The organism is Microbacterium altimontanum, assembly GCF_058349865.2.
This window is the reverse complement of the sequence record NZ_JBYRJB020000005.1, coordinates 56,221-72,359: the sequence shown is the minus strand read 5'-3', so window position 1 is coordinate 72,359 and position 16,139 is coordinate 56,221. Positions and strand designations below refer to the sequence as shown.

General features: G+C 67.0%; 15 protein-coding genes and 2 tRNA genes. 6 read left to right on the top strand and 11 right to left on the bottom strand.

Annotated elements, in window-relative coordinates:
• Window positions 1–30: 30 nt before the first annotated feature.
• The 4 genes from AC3RX1_RS09910 to AC3RX1_RS09895 all read right to left on the bottom strand — a co-directional run bounded on the left by AC3RX1_RS09910 (window position 31) and on the right by AC3RX1_RS09895 (window position 2,201).
• On the bottom strand, window positions 31–936 hold the full coding sequence (locus AC3RX1_RS09910; RefSeq protein WP_491501071.1) for an RNA polymerase sigma-70 factor: 906 nt from the start codon (window positions 934–936) through the stop codon (window positions 31–33).
• On the bottom strand, window positions 933–1,529 hold the full coding sequence (locus tag AC3RX1_RS09905; protein ID WP_491501070.1) for a carboxymuconolactone decarboxylase family protein: 597 nt from the start codon (window positions 1,527–1,529) through the stop codon (window positions 933–935). Before AC3RX1_RS09905 ends, AC3RX1_RS09910 begins: the two co-directional genes overlap by 4 nt.
• Window positions 1,530–2,041: 512 nt before the next feature.
• Window positions 2,042–2,114, bottom strand: a tRNA-Ala gene (locus AC3RX1_RS09900).
• Between the two features lie 13 nt (window positions 2,115–2,127).
• Window positions 2,128–2,201 (bottom strand) — tRNA-Ile (locus AC3RX1_RS09895).
• A gap of 114 nt (window positions 2,202–2,315) precedes the next feature.
• Between AC3RX1_RS09895 and AC3RX1_RS09890 the strand changes: the two genes are divergently transcribed.
• On the top strand, window positions 2,316–3,038 hold the full coding sequence (locus AC3RX1_RS09890) for a VIT1/CCC1 transporter family protein (RefSeq protein WP_491501069.1): 723 nt from the start codon (window positions 2,316–2,318) through the stop codon (window positions 3,036–3,038).
• Between the two features lie 170 nt (window positions 3,039–3,208).
• On the opposite strand, the gene AC3RX1_RS09885 is transcribed toward AC3RX1_RS09890, so the two are convergent.
• From AC3RX1_RS09885 to dnaA, 7 genes are all read right to left on the bottom strand, one after another.
• Entirely contained in the window at window positions 3,209–3,613 is a 405-nt protein-coding gene (locus AC3RX1_RS09885; RefSeq protein WP_491501068.1) for a DUF3566 domain-containing protein, read from the bottom strand.
• On the bottom strand, window positions 3,610–6,186 hold the full coding sequence (gene gyrA / locus AC3RX1_RS09880) for a DNA gyrase subunit A (RefSeq protein WP_491501067.1): 2,577 nt from the start codon (window positions 6,184–6,186) through the stop codon (window positions 3,610–3,612). The genes AC3RX1_RS09885 and gyrA overlap by 4 nt, the downstream gene beginning before the upstream one ends.
• Before the next feature lie 74 nt (window positions 6,187–6,260).
• Window positions 6,261–8,297, bottom strand: coding sequence for a DNA topoisomerase (ATP-hydrolyzing) subunit B (gene gyrB, locus AC3RX1_RS09875; protein ID WP_491501066.1), 2,037 nt, complete (start codon window positions 8,295–8,297; stop codon window positions 6,261–6,263).
• A 118-nt stretch (window positions 8,298–8,415) separates the two neighbouring features.
• Window positions 8,416–8,907 carry a DciA family protein gene (locus AC3RX1_RS09870; protein ID WP_491501065.1) on the bottom strand — a complete coding sequence of 164 codons (492 nt, stop codon included), beginning with the start codon at window positions 8,905–8,907 and terminating at the stop codon, window positions 8,416–8,418.
• Window positions 8,897–10,159, bottom strand: coding sequence for a DNA replication/repair protein RecF (gene recF, locus AC3RX1_RS09865; protein ID WP_491501064.1), 1,263 nt, complete (start codon window positions 10,157–10,159; stop codon window positions 8,897–8,899). The genes AC3RX1_RS09870 and recF overlap by 11 nt, the downstream gene beginning before the upstream one ends.
• Before the next feature lie 167 nt (window positions 10,160–10,326).
• Complete coding sequence (dnaN, locus tag AC3RX1_RS09860; RefSeq protein ID WP_491501063.1) at window positions 10,327–11,475, bottom strand: DNA polymerase III subunit beta; 1,149 nt, start codon at window positions 11,473–11,475, stop codon at window positions 10,327–10,329.
• 463 nt (window positions 11,476–11,938) lie between these two features.
• A complete protein-coding gene (dnaA, locus tag AC3RX1_RS09855) occupies window positions 11,939–13,354 on the bottom strand; it encodes a chromosomal replication initiator protein DnaA (protein ID WP_491501062.1) in 1,416 nt (471 codons plus the stop codon).
• A 292-nt stretch (window positions 13,355–13,646) separates the two neighbouring features.
• On the opposite strand from dnaA, the gene rpmH reads away from it, so the two are divergent.
• The 5 genes from rpmH to AC3RX1_RS09830 are packed head-to-tail and all read left to right on the top strand — an operon-like array spanning window position 13,647 to window position 16,133.
• Window positions 13,647–13,784 (top strand): 50S ribosomal protein L34, encoded by a 138-nt coding sequence (gene rpmH / locus AC3RX1_RS09850; RefSeq protein ID WP_029146106.1) that lies wholly within the window; start codon window positions 13,647–13,649, stop codon window positions 13,782–13,784.
• Window positions 13,785–13,794: 10 nt separating this feature from the next.
• Window positions 13,795–14,133, top strand: coding sequence for a ribonuclease P protein component (gene rnpA, locus AC3RX1_RS09845; RefSeq protein WP_491501061.1), 339 nt, complete (start codon window positions 13,795–13,797; stop codon window positions 14,131–14,133).
• Entirely contained in the window at window positions 14,130–14,486 is a 357-nt protein-coding gene (gene yidD / locus AC3RX1_RS09840) for a membrane protein insertion efficiency factor YidD (protein WP_491501060.1), read from the top strand. Before rnpA ends, yidD begins: the two co-directional genes overlap by 4 nt.
• A gap of 3 nt (window positions 14,487–14,489) precedes the next feature.
• The gene (gene yidC / locus AC3RX1_RS09835; protein ID WP_491501059.1) at window positions 14,490–15,602 is read left to right on the top strand and encodes a membrane protein insertase YidC; all 1,113 of its coding nucleotides are present in this window, start codon (window positions 14,490–14,492) and stop codon (window positions 15,600–15,602) included.
• 18 nt (window positions 15,603–15,620) lie between these two features.
• Complete coding sequence (locus AC3RX1_RS09830; RefSeq protein WP_491501058.1) at window positions 15,621–16,133, top strand: Jag family protein; 513 nt, start codon at window positions 15,621–15,623, stop codon at window positions 16,131–16,133.
• Window positions 16,134–16,139 lie beyond the last annotated feature (6 nt).

Here is a 16,139-nt window from a genome sequence, read left to right as displayed (position 1 = left end):
CTCACGCGACGGAAGAAGTCGGGGCCCACGTCACCGGGTCAAGCGGGTCAGCGGTGCCTCCGCATCAAGGCCTGAGAGCTTGTCGGGGTTCGCGACCGAGAACACCTGCGTGATGCGACCGTCCTCCACCGTGAAGCTCACGGCGGCCAGCAGCTCGCCACCGACCCGGATGCCCGCGGCGAGCATGCCGTTGATGCGCAGAGGCACGACAGCGAACGCCGTATCGAGCTTCGCGATGCTGCCCTGCAGGAAAGCCACCACCCGGTCGGCGCCGTGCAGCGGGCGCCGCGCCGCGTGCCGCACGAGCCCTCCGCTGTCGGTGACCGACACCACGTCGGGGGCCAGCACGTCCATGAGGCCCTGCACGTCGCCCGAGTTCATCACTCCGATGAAGCGCTCCACGGCGAGGTCGTGCTCGGAAGCGTCGACCGCGATGCGCGGCCGCCTGGCGGCGACGTGATCGCGCGCGCGGTGCGCGATCTGACGCACCGCCGCCGACGACTTGCCCACCGCGTCCGCGATCTCGTCGAAGGGCACGTCGAACACCTCGCGCAGCACGAACACGGCGCGTTCCGTCGGCCCCAGCGTCTCGAGCACGGTGAGCATCGCGAGCGACACGCTTTCCGCGAGCACCACGTCGTCGGCGACGTCGGCCGACGTCAGCAGCGGCTCCGGCAGCCACGGACCGACGTACTCCTCGCGTCGGCGCGACGCCGCCCGGAGGAGGTTCAGGGCCTGCCGCGTGACGATCCGCACGAGATACGCGCGCGGATCCTGGATCCGCTCGCGATCCACCTCGTCCCAGCGCAGCCATGACTCCTGCAGCACGTCCTCCGCATCTGCGGCCGAGCCGAGGATCTCGTATGCGACCGTGAACAGCAGCCGACGATGGGTGACGAACGGATCCTCCGACTCGGCGGCGGGCACGGTGCTCATGCTTGCGACGCTACGCCGGCCGGCGTGGCGGTGGCCAGCGGCGCGAGGCCACAGGCGTCGGCGAAGCCGTCGGAGTGGATGCCGAGGGCGATGTTCATCCGGGCCGTCGCGTTGAGGTAGCCGACCTTCGCGGCGAGCTCGAGCAGCGCCGGTGCGCCGATCTCGGCGAGGAGCTCGTCGGACAGCTCGTCCGTCACCGCAGGCGGGGTCTGGCTCATCGCCTCGGAGTACTCCAGCACGAGGCGCTCGAGCCGGGTGAACCGGGTCGACTCACGCCAGACCGGCACTTCGCGCGCCTTGTCCTCGTCGAGGCCGTGATCGTGGGCCATGAAGTAGTGCAGGTCGAGGCAGAAGCTGCAGCCGACGGTCGCCGCGGCGGCCATGGTGGCGAGGGTCGAGAGGCCCTTGTCGAGCTCGCGCCACTTCTCGGTCTTCCCGCCGAACTTCATCATGTCCATCATCACCGGCCGGTGCTGCCACAGCACGCCAAGCGAGTCGGGCACGAGGCCGAGCTTGCGCCTTGCCACGGTCTTCACCACGGCCCCGAACGGGCCGGTCACCTCGACCGCGGGGATCCTGGTCGTGTTCGTCATGATCTGCTCCTTCCGCGACGCGCTTCTCGCGCCTTCGAACATGGAGACACCGCTCGGCCGCGGAATGTGACATCCCGGCCGCGCGCTCTGCGACACGGAGCTCGACGGCGACGAAGGCTTGGAGCAGAAGAGGATGGTTTGACGCGCATGGCACGCCCGGCCCCATCCAGACGCCTTGGCCGATAACCCGCGAGTTCGAATCGCCCTACCGATAACGCAAGAAGAGCCGACCCATGCGGGCCGGCTCTTCTCACGTTGTGGAGCCTAGGAGTCCCCGGCGCTGCGCGCCGTGGGCCCATCGAACGCGGCTGCGCCGCGAGTTCGAATCGCCCTACCCGATAACGCAAGAAGAGCCGACCCATGCGGGCCGGCTCTTCTCACGTTGTGGAGCCTAGGAGTCCCCGGCGCTGCGCGCCGTGGGCCCATCGAACGCGGCTGCGCCGCGAGTTCGAATCGCCCTACCCGATAACGCAAGAAGAGCCGACCCATGCGGGCCGGCTCTTCTCACGTTGTGGAGCCTAGGAGATTCGAACTCCTGACATCCTGCTTGCAAAGCAGGCGCTCTACCAACTGAGCTAAGGCCCCGAGAGGTGTCGTGTGGGGGTACCAGGACTTGAACCTGGGACCTCTTCATTATCAGTGAAGCGCTCTAACCGCCTGAGCTATACCCCCGGGTGATGACATGCACTGTCAACCTCCAAGAGATTACCCGAATCGCGGCGATTTTCCGAATCGGGAAGGGCATGCGAACTTGTGGCGATCGGGGTCGCTTGATTCACTGGTGCGATGAGCGACAGCGCCGCGATGCACGCGGGAGAAGCCCATTCCGACCGCATCGGGCAGCGGCTGAACTGGCTGCGTGCGGGTGTCCTCGGCGCGAACGACGGCATCGTCTCCGTCGCCGCCGTCGTGGTCGGCGTCGCCGCCGCGACCCCCGATCTCGGTGCCATCTTCACCGCCGGGATGGCGGCCCTCGTCGGCGGAGCGGTCTCGATGGCGCTCGGCGAGTACGTCTCGGTCAGCAGCCAGCGCGACACCGAGCGCGCCCTCATCGAGAAGGAGCGGCGCGAGCTCGCCGAGATGCCCGAAGAGGAGCTCGCCGAGCTCACCGAGCTCTATGAGAACCGCGGCCTCAGCGCCGAGACCGCACGACGGGTCGCCGAGGAGCTCACTGCCCACGACGCCCTCGCGGCGCACCTCGAGGTCGAGCTGCACATCGACCAGGACGACCTCGTCAACCCCTGGCACGCGGCGCTCTCCTCTGCGGTGTCGTTCACGATCGGCGCGATTCTGCCGATGCTCGCCATCCTGCTCGTTCCCACGCCCGCTCGCATCGCAGTCACATTCATGGCCGTGCTGGTCGCGCTCGCCTTCACCGGCACCGTGGCCGCCCAGCTCGGCGGTGCACCGAAGCTCAGAGCCATGGCGCGACTCGTCATCGGCGGCGCGCTCGCGCTCATCGCGACGTTCCTCATCGGGATGCTGCTGGGCACCACCGGCATCGCCTGACTCCCAGCGACCGCAGCGCGCTGCGGCCCACCGGCGGAGATCTCGCGAAAGGCGGAGCCGAGTCGCGGCATCCGTCCGCCTCTCGCGACATCTCCGCCTTTCGTGCCGTGCGCGGGTCGGCAAACGCCAACGCCGGCCCCACAAGGAGGACCGGCGCTGGATGACGCGGTTCAGTTCGAGGTGAAGCCGATGAGCAGGCCGCCCGTCACCTTCACGGCGAGGTTGTAGAGCCCCGCGATGACGGCGCCCATCACCGTGATCACGATGAGGTTCAGGATGGCGATGATCGCCGCCATCGCCATCACCTGCGGCAGGCCGATGATGGCCGACAGGGCCACGCCGCCGTCGGAGACGCTCTTGAACAGCTCGTCCGCCTTGCCGACCAGCCCGGTCGCGGTGACCACCATGTAGATGAGGAAGAACGCCACGATCGTGACGACCGCGACCGCCACGGCAGCGAGGAACGACAGCTTCACGGCCGACCAGAAGTCGACGTACACCAGGCGCAGCCGCACCTGCTTGGCGTTCGTCTTGTGAGTCGACTTCTTGGCAAGTCTGTCGGCTACGGTGCTCATGCGTCAGTACTCTCTTCGGGGGTCGGGGAGGAAGGCTCAGTGGTAGCCGCTGCCGCGTCCTCGGCAGCGCCGTCCGGGGCGCCCTCGGTCTCGCCCAGTCCGCGTTCCGAGTTGCGGGCGATCGCGATGATCCGGTCATCATCACCGGGGCGGGCGAACACGACACCCATGGTGTCGCGGCCCTTGGCGGGCACCTCGGCCACGGCAGAGCGTACCACCTTGCCGCTGGCAAGAACCACAAGGATCTCGTCGTCCGCGTCGGCGATGAGACCGCCCGCCAGAACGCCGCGATCGTCGTTCAGCTTCGCGACCTTGATGCCGAGACCGCCGCGGCCCTGGACGCGGTATTCGCTCACCGCGGTGCGCTTCGCGTATCCGCCGTCGGTGACCACGAAGACGTAGCCCTCGTCGGTGACGACCGATGCCGACAGCAGGCAGTCGTCGCCGCGGAACGACATTCCTTTCACGCCCTCGGTCGAGCGTCCCATCGGACGCAGCGCCTCATCCGTCGCCGCGAACCGCAGCGACATGCCGTGCCGGCTGATGAGCAGGATCTCGTCGTCCTCGTCGACGAGCAGCGCGCTCACGACCTCGTCGTCCTCGCGCAGCCGGATCGCGATGATCCCGCCCTGACGGTTGGTGTCGTAGTCGGTGAGCCGGCTCTTCTTGACGAGTCCGCTGCGGGTGGCGAGCACCAGGTATGCCGCGTCGTCGTACGTGCGCACCTCGAGGATCTGCGCGATCTTCTCGTCGGGCTGCAGCGCAAGCAGGTTCGCGACGTGCTGACCCTTCGCATCGCGCCCGGCCTCCGGCACCTCGTAGGCCTTCGCGCGGTACACCCGGCCCTTGTCGGTGAAGAACAGCAGCCAGTGGTGCGTCGTCGTGACGAAGAAGTGCTCGACGACGTCGTCGGCGCGCAGCTGGGCGCCCTTCACGCCCTTGCCGCCGCGGTGCTGCGAGCGATAGTTGTCGCTGCGTGTGCGCTTGATGTACCCCTCGCGTGTGACCGTGACCACCATCTCCTCTTCGGGGATGAGGTCTTCGATCGACATGTCGCCGTCGAATCCGGGCAGGATGTGCGTGCGCCGCTCGTCGCCGAACTTCGCGACGATCTCGCCGAGTTCGTCGCGCACGATGCCGCGCTGGCGCTCCGGGCTCACGAGGATCGCATTGAAGTCGGCGATCTGCAGCTCGAGCTCCGCCGCCTCATCGATGATCTTCTGCCGCTCGAGGGCCGCCAGGCGCCGCAGCTGCATCGCCAGGATCGCGTCGGCCTGATCGGAGTCGATCTCGAGCAGATCCTTCAGCCCCTCGCGCGCCTCGTCGACGGTCGGCGAACGGCGGATCAGCGCGATCACGTCGTCGAGCGCGTCGAGCGCCTTGAGGTAGCCGCGCAGGATATGCATGCGCTCCTCGGCCTTGCGCAGCCGGTACCGCGTGCGCCGGACGATGACCTCGATCTGGTGCGTGAGCCAGTGCGTCACGAAGCCGTCGAGCGCCAGGGTGCGCGGCACCCCGTCGACGATCGCCAGCATGTTCGCGCCGAAGTTCTCCTGCAGCTGCGTGTGCTTGTACAGGTTGTTCAGCACGACCTTGGCTACGGCATCCCGTCGCAGCACGATCACGAGGCGCTGCCCGGTGCGGTCGCTGGACTCGTCGCGGATGTCGGCGATGCCGGCGATCTTGCCGTCGCGCGCGAGGTCGCGAATCTTCACCGCGACGTTGTCGGGGTTCACCTGGTACGGCAGCTCGGTGACGACGAGGCAGGTGCGGCCCTGGATCTCCTCGACGTTCACGACCGCGCGCATCGTGATCGATCCGCGACCGGTGCGGTAGGCCTCCTGGATCCCGCGGGTGCCGAGGATCTGCGCCGCCGTGGGGAAGTCCGGGCCCGGGATGCGTTCGAGCAGCGCCTCGAGAAGCTCTTCGCGGGTTGCCTCGGGGTGCTCGAGCGCCCAGAGCGCGCCGGCGGCGACCTCGCGCAGGTTGTGCGGCGGGATGTTCGTCGCCATGCCTACCGCGATGCCGACCGAGCCGTTCACCAGGAGGTTCGGGAACCGCGCCGGCAGGACGACCGGCTCCTGCGTCTGACCGTCGTAGTTGTCCTGGAAGTCGACGGTCTCCTCTTCGATGTCGCGCACCATCTCGAGCGCGAGTGGAGCCATCTTCGTCTCGGTGTATCGAGGAGCCGCCGCGCCCTGGTTGCCGGGAGAACCGAAATTGCCCTGGCCGAGCGCGAGGGGATAGCGCAGCGACCACGGCTGCACGAGGCGCACGAGGGTGTCGTAGATCGCGGAGTCGCCGTGCGGGTGGTATTGACCCATCACCTCGCCGACGACGCGCGCGCACTTCGAGAACGACTTGTCGGGGCGGTACCCACCGTCGTACATCGCGTAGATCACGCGGCGGTGCACGGGCTTGAGACCGTCGCGCACGTCGGGCAGCGCACGCCCGACGATGACGCTCATCGCATAGTCGAGGTAGCTGCGCTGCATCTCGACCTGGAGGTCGACCTGGTCGATCTTTCCGTGATTGTGCTCGGGGGCCTCGGCGGGCCGGTCGTCGTCAACCATGTGTTCTGCTCTCTCTGCGTCGTTTCGTCTCGCTTCGCTCGCTCAACGACCCGGGGGCCGTGGAGACGAAACGCCTAGATGTCGAGGAAGCGCACGTCCTTGGCGTTGCGCTGGATGAAGCTGCGGCGCGACTCGACGTCTTCACCCATCAGCACGGAGAAGATCTCGTCGGCCGCGGCGGCGTCGTCGATGGTGACCTGACGCAGTGTGCGCGTCTCGGGGTCCATCGTCGTCTCCCACAGCTCCTTGGGGTTCATCTCGCCGAGACCCTTGTAGCGCTGGATGCCGTTGTCCTTCGGGATGCGCTTGCCGCTCGCGAGCCCGTCGGCCAGCAGCGCGTCGCGCTCGTTGTCGGAGTAGACGTACTCGTGGGGGGAGTTGGTCCACTTGAGCCGGTACAGCGGCGGCATGGCCAGGTACACGAAGCCGGCCTCGATGAGACCGCGCATGTAGCGGAACAGCAGCGTGAGCAGCAGCGTCGTGATGTGCTGGCCGTCGACGTCCGCATCCGCCATCAGCACGATCTTGTGGTACCGCGCCTTGTCGATGTCGAAGTCTTCGCCGATGCCCGTGCCGAACGCCTGGATCATCGCCTGGATCTCATTGTTGCCGAGAGCGCGATCGAGGCGCGCGCGCTCCACGTTCAGGATCTTGCCGCGCAGGGCGAGGATCGCCTGCGTGTGCGGGTCGCGGCCCTGTACGGCCGAGCCGCCGGCGGAGTCGCCCTCGACGAGGAAGATCTCGCTGATCGAGGGGTCCTTGCTCGTGCAGTCCTTGAGCTTGTCGGGCATCGATGCCGACTCGAACACGCTCTTGCGGCGTGCGGTCTCGCGCGCCTTGCGCGCCGCCATCCGTGCGGTCGCCGCGTCGATCGACTTGCGAATGATGTTCTTGGCCGCGGCGGGGTTGCGGTCGAACCAGTCGCCGAGCCGGTCGCCCACGACCTTCTGCACGAACGCCTTGGCCTCGGTGTTGCCGAGCTTGGTCTTCGTCTGTCCTTCGAACTGCGGCTCGGAGAGCTTGACTGAGATCACGGCCGTGAGACCCTCGCGTACATCATCGCCGGAGAGGTTGTCATCCTTCTCCTTCAGCAGATTGTTGGCGCGGGCGTACCGGTTGACGAGGGTCGTCAGCGCCGCACGGAAGCCCTCTTCGTGCGTGCCGCCCTCGTGCGTGTTGATGGTGTTGGCGAACGTGAACACGTTCTCGGTGTAGCTCGTGGTCCACTGCATCGCGACCTCGAGCGAGATCTTGCGGTCGGTGTCCTCGGATTCGAAGTCGATGATCTCCTCGTGCACGTGCTCCGACTTGCGCACCTTGTTGAGATATCCGACGTAGTCGACGAGGCCGCGCTCGTAGAGGAACCGGTCCTGGCGCTGCGACACGATCTCCTGGCCGTCGACGTCCTCCACGATGATGGCCTTCTCGCGCTCGTCGCGCAGCGAGATGCTCAGTCCTTTGTTCAGGAACGCCATCTGCTGGAAGCGCAGCCGCAGGGTGTCGTAGTCGAAGTCGATCGTGTCGAAGATCGAACCGTCGGGCCAGAAGGTGATGGTGGTGCCCGTCTCCGAGCTCTCCTCATCCTTCTCCAGCGGGCCCTGAGGCGCGCCGCCGTCGGCGAACGTCTGCCGCCAGACGTGTCCCTCGCGCTTCACCTCGACCTCGAACCGGGTCGAGAGCGCGTTCACGACGGATGAGCCCACGCCGTGCAGCCCACCCGAGACGGCATATCCGCCGCCGCCGAATTTGCCACCGGCGTGCAGCACCGTGAGGACGACCTCGACGGTCGACTTCGACGGGTCGGAGGCGTGCGGAGCGACGGGGATGCCGCGGCCGTTGTCGACACACCGGATGCCGCCGTCGGCCAGGATCGTGACCTCGATCGTGTCGCAGTATCCGGCGAGGGCCTCGTCCACGGAGTTGTCGACGATCTCCTGCACCAGGTGATGCAGGCCGCGCTCTCCGGTGGATCCGATGTACATGCCGGGGCGCTTGCGCACGGCTTCGAGCCCTTCGAGCACCTGGATGGCATCGGCACCGTAGTCGGTCTTCGGCGAGGCGGGGATCGGGGTCTCCTGCGCGGACTCGTTCTCCGGTGTGTCTGACGTCATAGAATCCGCGCTCCCGATCTCAAGGCCTACCGATCCATGTTACCAGCGCCACCTCTGGAATGGAGCGTGTACGGCCCTGTGCCGCGCCGAAATCGCGCGAGCCGGTCGCGGACGTACCTCAGCCGTAGGTATCGCGTGGACCGCGCCCTGGAACGGCTCTGGGACCCCATTTCCAGGAGGGGACGTCGGGCCCGATGAACCGGATGCTGTCGACGCCGGCGTCAGGGTACCGCCGGAGGATCTCGGTGAGGATGTGCGCGCGCATGAGCTGGAGCTGCTTCGCCCACGCCGTCGAATCGCACTGAACCGTGAGCAGTCCCTCGCTCAGGGCGACCGGCCGGGTGTGCTGCGCGGTCTCGTCGCCGGCGACCTCGCCCCACTGTCGCACCAGGTCGGCGCGGGCGAGCTGGGATTCCCACCCGGACTCGCGGGTGAAGGCGACGACGACGTCGCCGAGGCCGCGCGGGTCCCGACCCCTCGTGAAGGGCTGGTTCTCGTCGTCGTCGTTCCGGCGTCGCCGCCGCCGCTTCGCGCGAGCCGACGGTTCGAGGCCCCGGAGCCGCAGATAGGTGGCAAGCGTCTCGGGCAGGTCGTCGGCGTCAGCGGGCATCGGCGACCTCCGTCTCGACGGGCGGTTCGGTCGCGCGGGACGGTTCGGTCGCCGCAAGGGGTTCTGCGGGATCTGCGGGAGCGGGCGCTTCGGTCCCGACGAGAGGCTCCGTGGCGACGATCGTCCCCGCTTCGACGCGCACGACGTGCGCGCGCAGCGCGTCGGGCACATCCGGTTCCACGGCAGCCGTCACGATCACCTGCTCGTACTCCGATGCCAGCGTGGCGAGGCGCTGGCGACGGTCGGCGTCGAGTTCGGCGAACACGTCGTCGAGGATTAGCACGGGATCGCCGAGCCGCGACTCCGCACGCAGCAGCTCGGCGGACGCGAGGCGCAGGGCGAGCGCGACCGACCACGACTCACCGTGCGATGCGTAGCCCTTCACCGGCAGGCCCCGCACACGGAGGACGAGGTCGTCGCGATGAGGACCGACGAGCGTGATGGCGCGCTCGAGCTCCGCCGAACGCCGGGCCGCCAGGGCCGCGCGGAACACGTCGGCCGTGTCGCCGATCGCGCCCGACTCGGACGCGTCGTCGCCTTCCTCCGGATCGACGCCGCGCACCGACAGGGCCCATTCGAGCTCCGGCGCGTGATCGGCGCCCGCGATCGCGGCGTAGGAGCGCGCCATCGGACGGGCGAGCTCCGCGGTCAACGCCATCCGTGCATCGATGACCTGAGCGCCGAGCGAGATGAGCTTCTCGTCCCACACGTCGAGAGTGGAAAGCTGGTCGCCGCGGATCCCGCGCGCGCGAGCCGATTTGAGCAACGCGTTGCGCTGTCGGAGCACGCGGTCGTAATCGGCGAGGACGCCGGCCATGCGCGGAGCACGCTGCACGAGCAGCTGGTCGACGAAACGGCGCCGAGCCGAGGGGTCGCCGCGCACGATCTGCAGGTCCTCCGGGGCGAACAGCACGACCTGTGCATATCGCGGCAGCTCGGCGGCCTTGACGGGCGCCCCGTTGACCCGCGCCTTGTTCGAGCCCTGCTTGTTGACCTGCACCTCGAGGAGCACGCGTCGCTCGCCGTGTGCGAGGCGCGCCCGCACGATCGCCGCATCCGCACCGTGCCGCACCATCGGCGCGTCGGATGACACGCGATGCGAGCCGAGCGTGGCGAAGTACGCGATCGCCTCGGCGAGGTTCGTCTTGCCCTGACCATTGCGCCCGACGAAGACGTTCGGCCCGGTGCCGAGCGCCACGTCGGCGGCCGCGTAATTGCGGAAATCCACCAGGCTGAGCTGCTCGACGATCACCGGATCAAGCCTACCGAGGCCCGCCCCCATCCCCGCCTGTTCGCCGGCTCCACATGAAGCAGCCTGCTCCACATCAAACCGACGCACGTTCGATGTGCAACGGGCGATTTCATGTGAAACCGCGGGACTGCGGGATGCGTGGAGGCGGCGGCCGCGGCGGGGGTCGTTCAGCGCAGGAGGAGGTTGGGCTGGAGGAGGTAGCGGAAGGTGTCCTCGCCGCCCTTGTCGACCGAGGTCTGCGGGGTGATGAGCACGGGGCTCAGCTTGTTCTGGTTCTCGGCCGACGTGAACGTGATGCGCGTGAACTCGCTCCGCACGGCGCCGAGGGCCTCGAGCAGGTACTGCGGGTTGAGGCCGAGCGTGACGTCCTCGCCGACGAGCGTCGCCTCGACGGTCTCGTTCGCCCGCGCCTGCTCGGTACCCGACGCATCCATCGACACACTGTCCGGCGTGAACGTGAACCGCAGCGGCGCGGAGCGGTCGAGCACGAGCGACACGCGGCGTACGGCCTCGGCGAGGTCGGCGGTGTTCACGACGGCGTGATGTTCGGTCTGCTCGGGGAACAGTCGACGCACCGGGGGGAAGTTGCCCTTGATCAGCAGCGAAGTGACGGTCTTGTTGCCCGACGTGAACGCGATGATCTCGCGGTCACCCGATCCGGAGAACGACACCGAGATGTCACCGCCGTGCGAGAACGTCTTGCCGACCTCGGTGAGAGTGCGGGCCGGAACGAGTGCCGAGGTGCTGTCGTCGGACGCTGCTGCGCCGCCGTCCCACGGGATGTCACGCAGCGCGACCCGGTAGCGGTCGGTGGCCACGAGGCTCAGCTGGGTACCCGACACCTCGAGTTGCACACCCGTGAGAACCGGTGTCACGTCGTCGCGGGACGCTGCGAAAGCGACCTGCGAGATGGCGGTGGCGAATTCGTCGCCGGGCACAAGCCCCGAATCTCCGGTGACCTCGGGGATCGCCGGGTATTCCTGCACCGGCATCGAGGCGAGCATGAAGCGTGCAGAGCCGCACGTCAGCGCGATGCCGTCTTCCTCCACCTCCATCTGGATCGGAGCATTCGGCAGACGGCTGGCGATGTCGGAGAGCAGACGACCGTGCACGAGGATCGTGCCCGGCTCGTCGACGTTCGCCTCGATCGTCGTGCGCGCCGAAGCCTCGTAGTCGAACGCCGACAGTGAGAGGCCGTGATCGCCGGCTTCGATGAGGACGCCGGCGAGGATCGGCTGCGGATTGCGCTGGGGCAGGAGCTTGACGACGAACGAGACGGCTTCGCTGAAGACATCGCGACCTACGTGGAACTTCACTTGCGCTCCCTTGACATGGGCGTGGGTTTACTCATGCTAGTGCCCTCGTCGCGCAATCCCGATGCCTGGATCTCCGGGCGGTCATCCACCAGCCGACGCGTACAGGGTGATCGGATGGCCCCTTGGATCGTTAACTCTTCGTCATGGTGTTAACACCTGTGGGAACTGTGGATAAGTCGGTGGATCGTTTGCGGCAGTAGGAAACTACATTCGTGTGAGTTGTGGATGTCCTGCGGAATCACGGGGGACGCGGGGGCGAGCGCAAAATCCCCAGCGCCGGAGTTATCCACAACGATGCGTCGATCGCTCACAGGGAATGACACTCGACGACGTGTTCTCCACAAGTTATCCACACTGTGCAGAACGCGGATTCTGGCGGTGACGGCACCCCAAGTCAAGGACGGATTCCGGCATACGCACGACGGCCGAACGTCGAGCGCCCCGGCTCGGAGAGAAAGGCGAGTCAGCGACGGCCGAGCTGCGCGGTGATGTCGGTGACGTGGTTGTAGATCGAGCGACGCTCCTTCATGAGGTCGCTGATCTTCTTGTACGCGTACATCACGGTGGTGTGGTCACGGCCGCCGAACAGCTGCCCGATCTTCGGGAGCGAGAGGCTCGTACGTTCGCGGCATAGGTACATCGCGATCTGGCGCGCCTGGGCCACCGCCTGCGAGCGGCTGGAGCCGTAGAGGTCGTCGACCGACAGTTTGAAGTACCCGGCGGTCGCGGTGATGATGTCGGTCGGTGACACCACGTTCGCGTCGTCCTGATCGACGATGTCGCGCAGCACGGTCTGGGCGAGGGACATGTCGAGCGTGGAACGGTTGAGGCTCGCGAATGCCGAGACGCGGATGAGAGCGCCCTCGAGCTCGCGGATGTTCGACGAGACGACCGTGGCGATGTACTCGAGCACCTCGTCGGGGATCTGCAGTCGCTCGCTCTGGGCCTTCTTGCGGAGGATGGCGATGCGGGTTTCGAGATCGGGCGCCTGCACGTCCGTGATGAGACCCCATTCGAAGCGGGATCGCATGCGGTCCTCGAACCCCGTGAGGTGCTTCGGCGGCACGTCACTGGTGATGACGACCTGCTTGTCGTGGTCGTGCAGGGTGTTGAAGGTGTGGAAGAACGCCTCCTGCGTCTCGGCGCGTCCCTGAAGGAACTGGATGTCGTCGATGAGCAGGATGTCGACGTCGCGGTAGCGTGCCTGGAACGCCGAGCCGCGGTTGTTGGCGATCGAGTTGATGAAGTCGTTCGTGAATTCCTCGCTCGACACGTAGCGCACCCGGATGCCGGCATACATGCTCTGGGCGTAGTCGCCGATCGCGTGCAGCAGGTGCGTCTTGCCGAGTCCGGAATCGCCGTAGATGAAGAGCGGGTTGTAGGCCTTCGCCGGTGCCTCGGCCACGGCGACCGCCGCGGCGTGAGCGAACCTGTTCGACTGGCCGATGACGAAGCTGTCGAACGTGTACTTGGGGTTCAGACGGGTGTCGTTGCGTGTGCTGCTCTGCACGGTCGGCGCCGACTCGGAGCGCTCGGGGATGATGGGCGCGGCATCGATCGTGGGCGACGGGGAGGTCTGGGCCGGAATCGACGCCGTGAGGTGCGCGTCGGTGATGTCCGGGTTGACGACGACCCGGAACGACGTGACGCCGTCGCCGGCGTGCTCGAGCGCTTCCATGATCGACGCGCGCATGCGCTTCGTGATCTGACCGGCTGTGAGGTCATTCGGCACATCGATGTACAGGATCCCGCCCATCACCCCCTGCGGGACGGCGAGGTGGAGGAAGCCCCACATCTGCGGGGTGATCCGGTCGTCGGCCTCGAGCAGGTGCAGTACCGTGCTCCAGACGGGAACGTCGGGATCTTCCTGCGGTGCCATGGCCCCCCCGGCTGTTTTGTGTTACAGGCGGCGGGCGCGCCTCGGCCTGTGGATAACTTGCTCGGAGCAACGCTAGTCAGCCGCTGCTCGCAGAGCAAACTCCACTGTAGAACCGGGCCGCGCGTCGTCTCCAGCGATAGCACCAGGCTGTGGATAATGTGGGAGCGCACTCCCCGGTTTGAGATATGGGCACTGTGGACGTAGCCTTAATCGGTTGACTTATGCCATTTGGGCAGAGTCCCCCATTCGTCGTCTCCGGGCACGTGACCCGGTGAACCTCCGGAGTGATTCCATGAGCAAGCGCACCTTCCAGCCCAACAACCGTCGCCGCGCCAAGAAGCACGGCTTCCGCGCTCGCATGCGCACCCGCGCCGGTCGCGGCATCCTCTCGGCTCGCCGCGCCAAGGGCCGCAGCGAGCTGTCGGCCTGACCCGATCCCGGTGCTCGCGAGGCCGAATCGTCTGACCCGCGGTGCGGAATACAAGGCCGTCGTCCGTCGGGGCGTGAAGTGTGCCGGTCCGAACACCGTGATGTACGTCGTGTCCTCTGAGGAGGAGCGCGCGGCGCGCTTCGGCTTCATCGTGAGCAAACAGGTCGGTACGGCGGTCGTGCGCAATACGGTGCGCCGCCGCCTCAAAGCCGTGTGCGCCGGTGCCCTGCCGCAGGTGCGCGAGGGAGCCGACATCGTCATCCGGGCGCTTCCGGGTGCCGCGCGCGCGGACTTCGCCCAGCTGCAGGCCGAGGTGTCGCGCTGCCTCGCACGGAGAGCCGCCGCATGAGCGCCACGACGCTGCCGACCGCGTTCGTGGGAGCGGGAACGTTCCGACACACCGGTGTCGGCGCGACCCTCCTCCTCATTCCCCGCAACGCAGTGCTGGCGATCCTGCATGCATACCGGGCGACCATCTCGCACACCTACGGCGATGTCTGCCGGTACTACCCGTCGTGTTCGGCATATGCCGTCGGCGCGGTGCAGCAGCACGGAGCACTGAAGGGGGCGGCGCTTGCGGCGCTGCGCGTCGCACGGTGCCACCCGTGGGCTGCCGGCGGCGTCGACGACGTGCGCCCGCACGAGCACTATCGCTATGAGCTGACTCCGCACGGATTCGTCGTGCCCCCCAGAAAGGACTGATCCGTGCAGGATCTGCTGTTTCTCGCAACGAGCACGCCCGCCGCCCCATCCGGCGGCGGTTTCGATCCGCTCGGCTTCATCCTGTGGCCTCTGAAGTGGCTCGTCGAGCTTGTCCTGGTCGCGTTCCACGCCCTGTTCACCTTCATCGGGATGGACCCGGCTGGTGGTCTGACCTGGGTTTTGTCCATCATCGGCCTCGTGATCGTCGTGCGTGCGGCTCTTGTTCCGCTGTTCGTCAAACAGATCAAGAGCCAGCGCAAGATGATGGAGATCGCGCCCGAGCTCAAGAAGATCCAGGAGAAGTACAAGGGCAAACGCGACCAGCTCTCGCGTGAGGCGATGAGTCGCGAGACCATGGCCATGTACAAGAAGAACGGCACCTCGCCGGTGTCGGGCTGTCTGCCGATCCTCGTGCAGATGCCGGTGTTCTTCTCGCTGTACAGCGTGCTGTCGTCGATCAAGACGAACGCCGAGGCGAACCACGGCGGGATCTTCTGGCTCACGAACGAACTGACTCAGGAGTTCTACAACGCGAAGCTGTTCGGCGTGGCGTCGCTGCACGAGTCGCTCCAGGGCACGCTCGAGGTCAAGCCGGAAGGCTGGCAGACCACAGTCACCATCATGGTGACCCTCGTCGTGCTGATGATCGCGTCGCAGTTCTTCACCCAGCTGCAAATCGTGTCGAAGAACCTGTCGCCCGAGGCCAAGCAGGGCCAGGCGTACAAGATGCAGCGCATGATGGTCTACGTCCTGCCGTTCGCCTTCGTCTTCTCGGGCGTGTTCTTCCCGCTCGGCGTTGTCATCTACTGGTTCACGAGCAACATCTGGACCGCCGTTCAGCAGTTCATGGTCATCCGCAACATGCCCACGCCGGGATCGCAGGCGGCCAAGGAGCGCGAGGAGCGGCTGGCGAAGAAGGGCAAAGCGCTCGATGCCAGCGGCAAGATCATCCCCATGGAGAAGTACGTCGCCGAGCAGCAGCGCCTCTTCGAAGAGGCCGAGCGGGCCAAGGCTCAGGCACCGAAGCGGCAGCAGCCGATGAGCAAACAGCGTGCGAAGAAGCAGGGGCAGAAGCCGAATCCTTCGGGATCACCCGGCGGAACGTCCACCTCCTGACCCGATCCGAAGGAAGTCATGTCAACGACAGCATCCCCGTCGCCGGCCGAGTTCGACGAGCGCGCGGCGACCATCGAGCAGCTCGAGCAGGAGGGCGACGTCGCGGCCGACTTCCTCGAGGGCCTGCTGGACATCGCCGACGTGGACGGCGATCTGACGCTGGATGTGCGCAACGGGCGCGCGTACGTGTCGGTCGAAGCTGACGACGTAGCCGATCTCGGCGACCTTGCCGAGCCTGACACTGTGCAGGCCATCCAGGAGCTGACCCGCCTCGCGGTGCAGAACCAGACCGGCCGTTTCTCGCGCCTCATCCTCGACATCGGCGGATCGCGCGACGCGCGTCAGCGGGAACTCGCACAGTTGGTCGACCGTGCGATCGCGCGGCTTGACGACGGTGCGTCGCAGGCCTCGCTTCCGGCGATGTCGAGCTATGAGCGCAAGCTTGTGCACGACATCGTTTCGGAGCGCGGTCTCGTCTCCGAGTCGTACGGCGAGGGCGCGGATCGTCACACCGTCATCCGGCGTGCGTGACGTTTC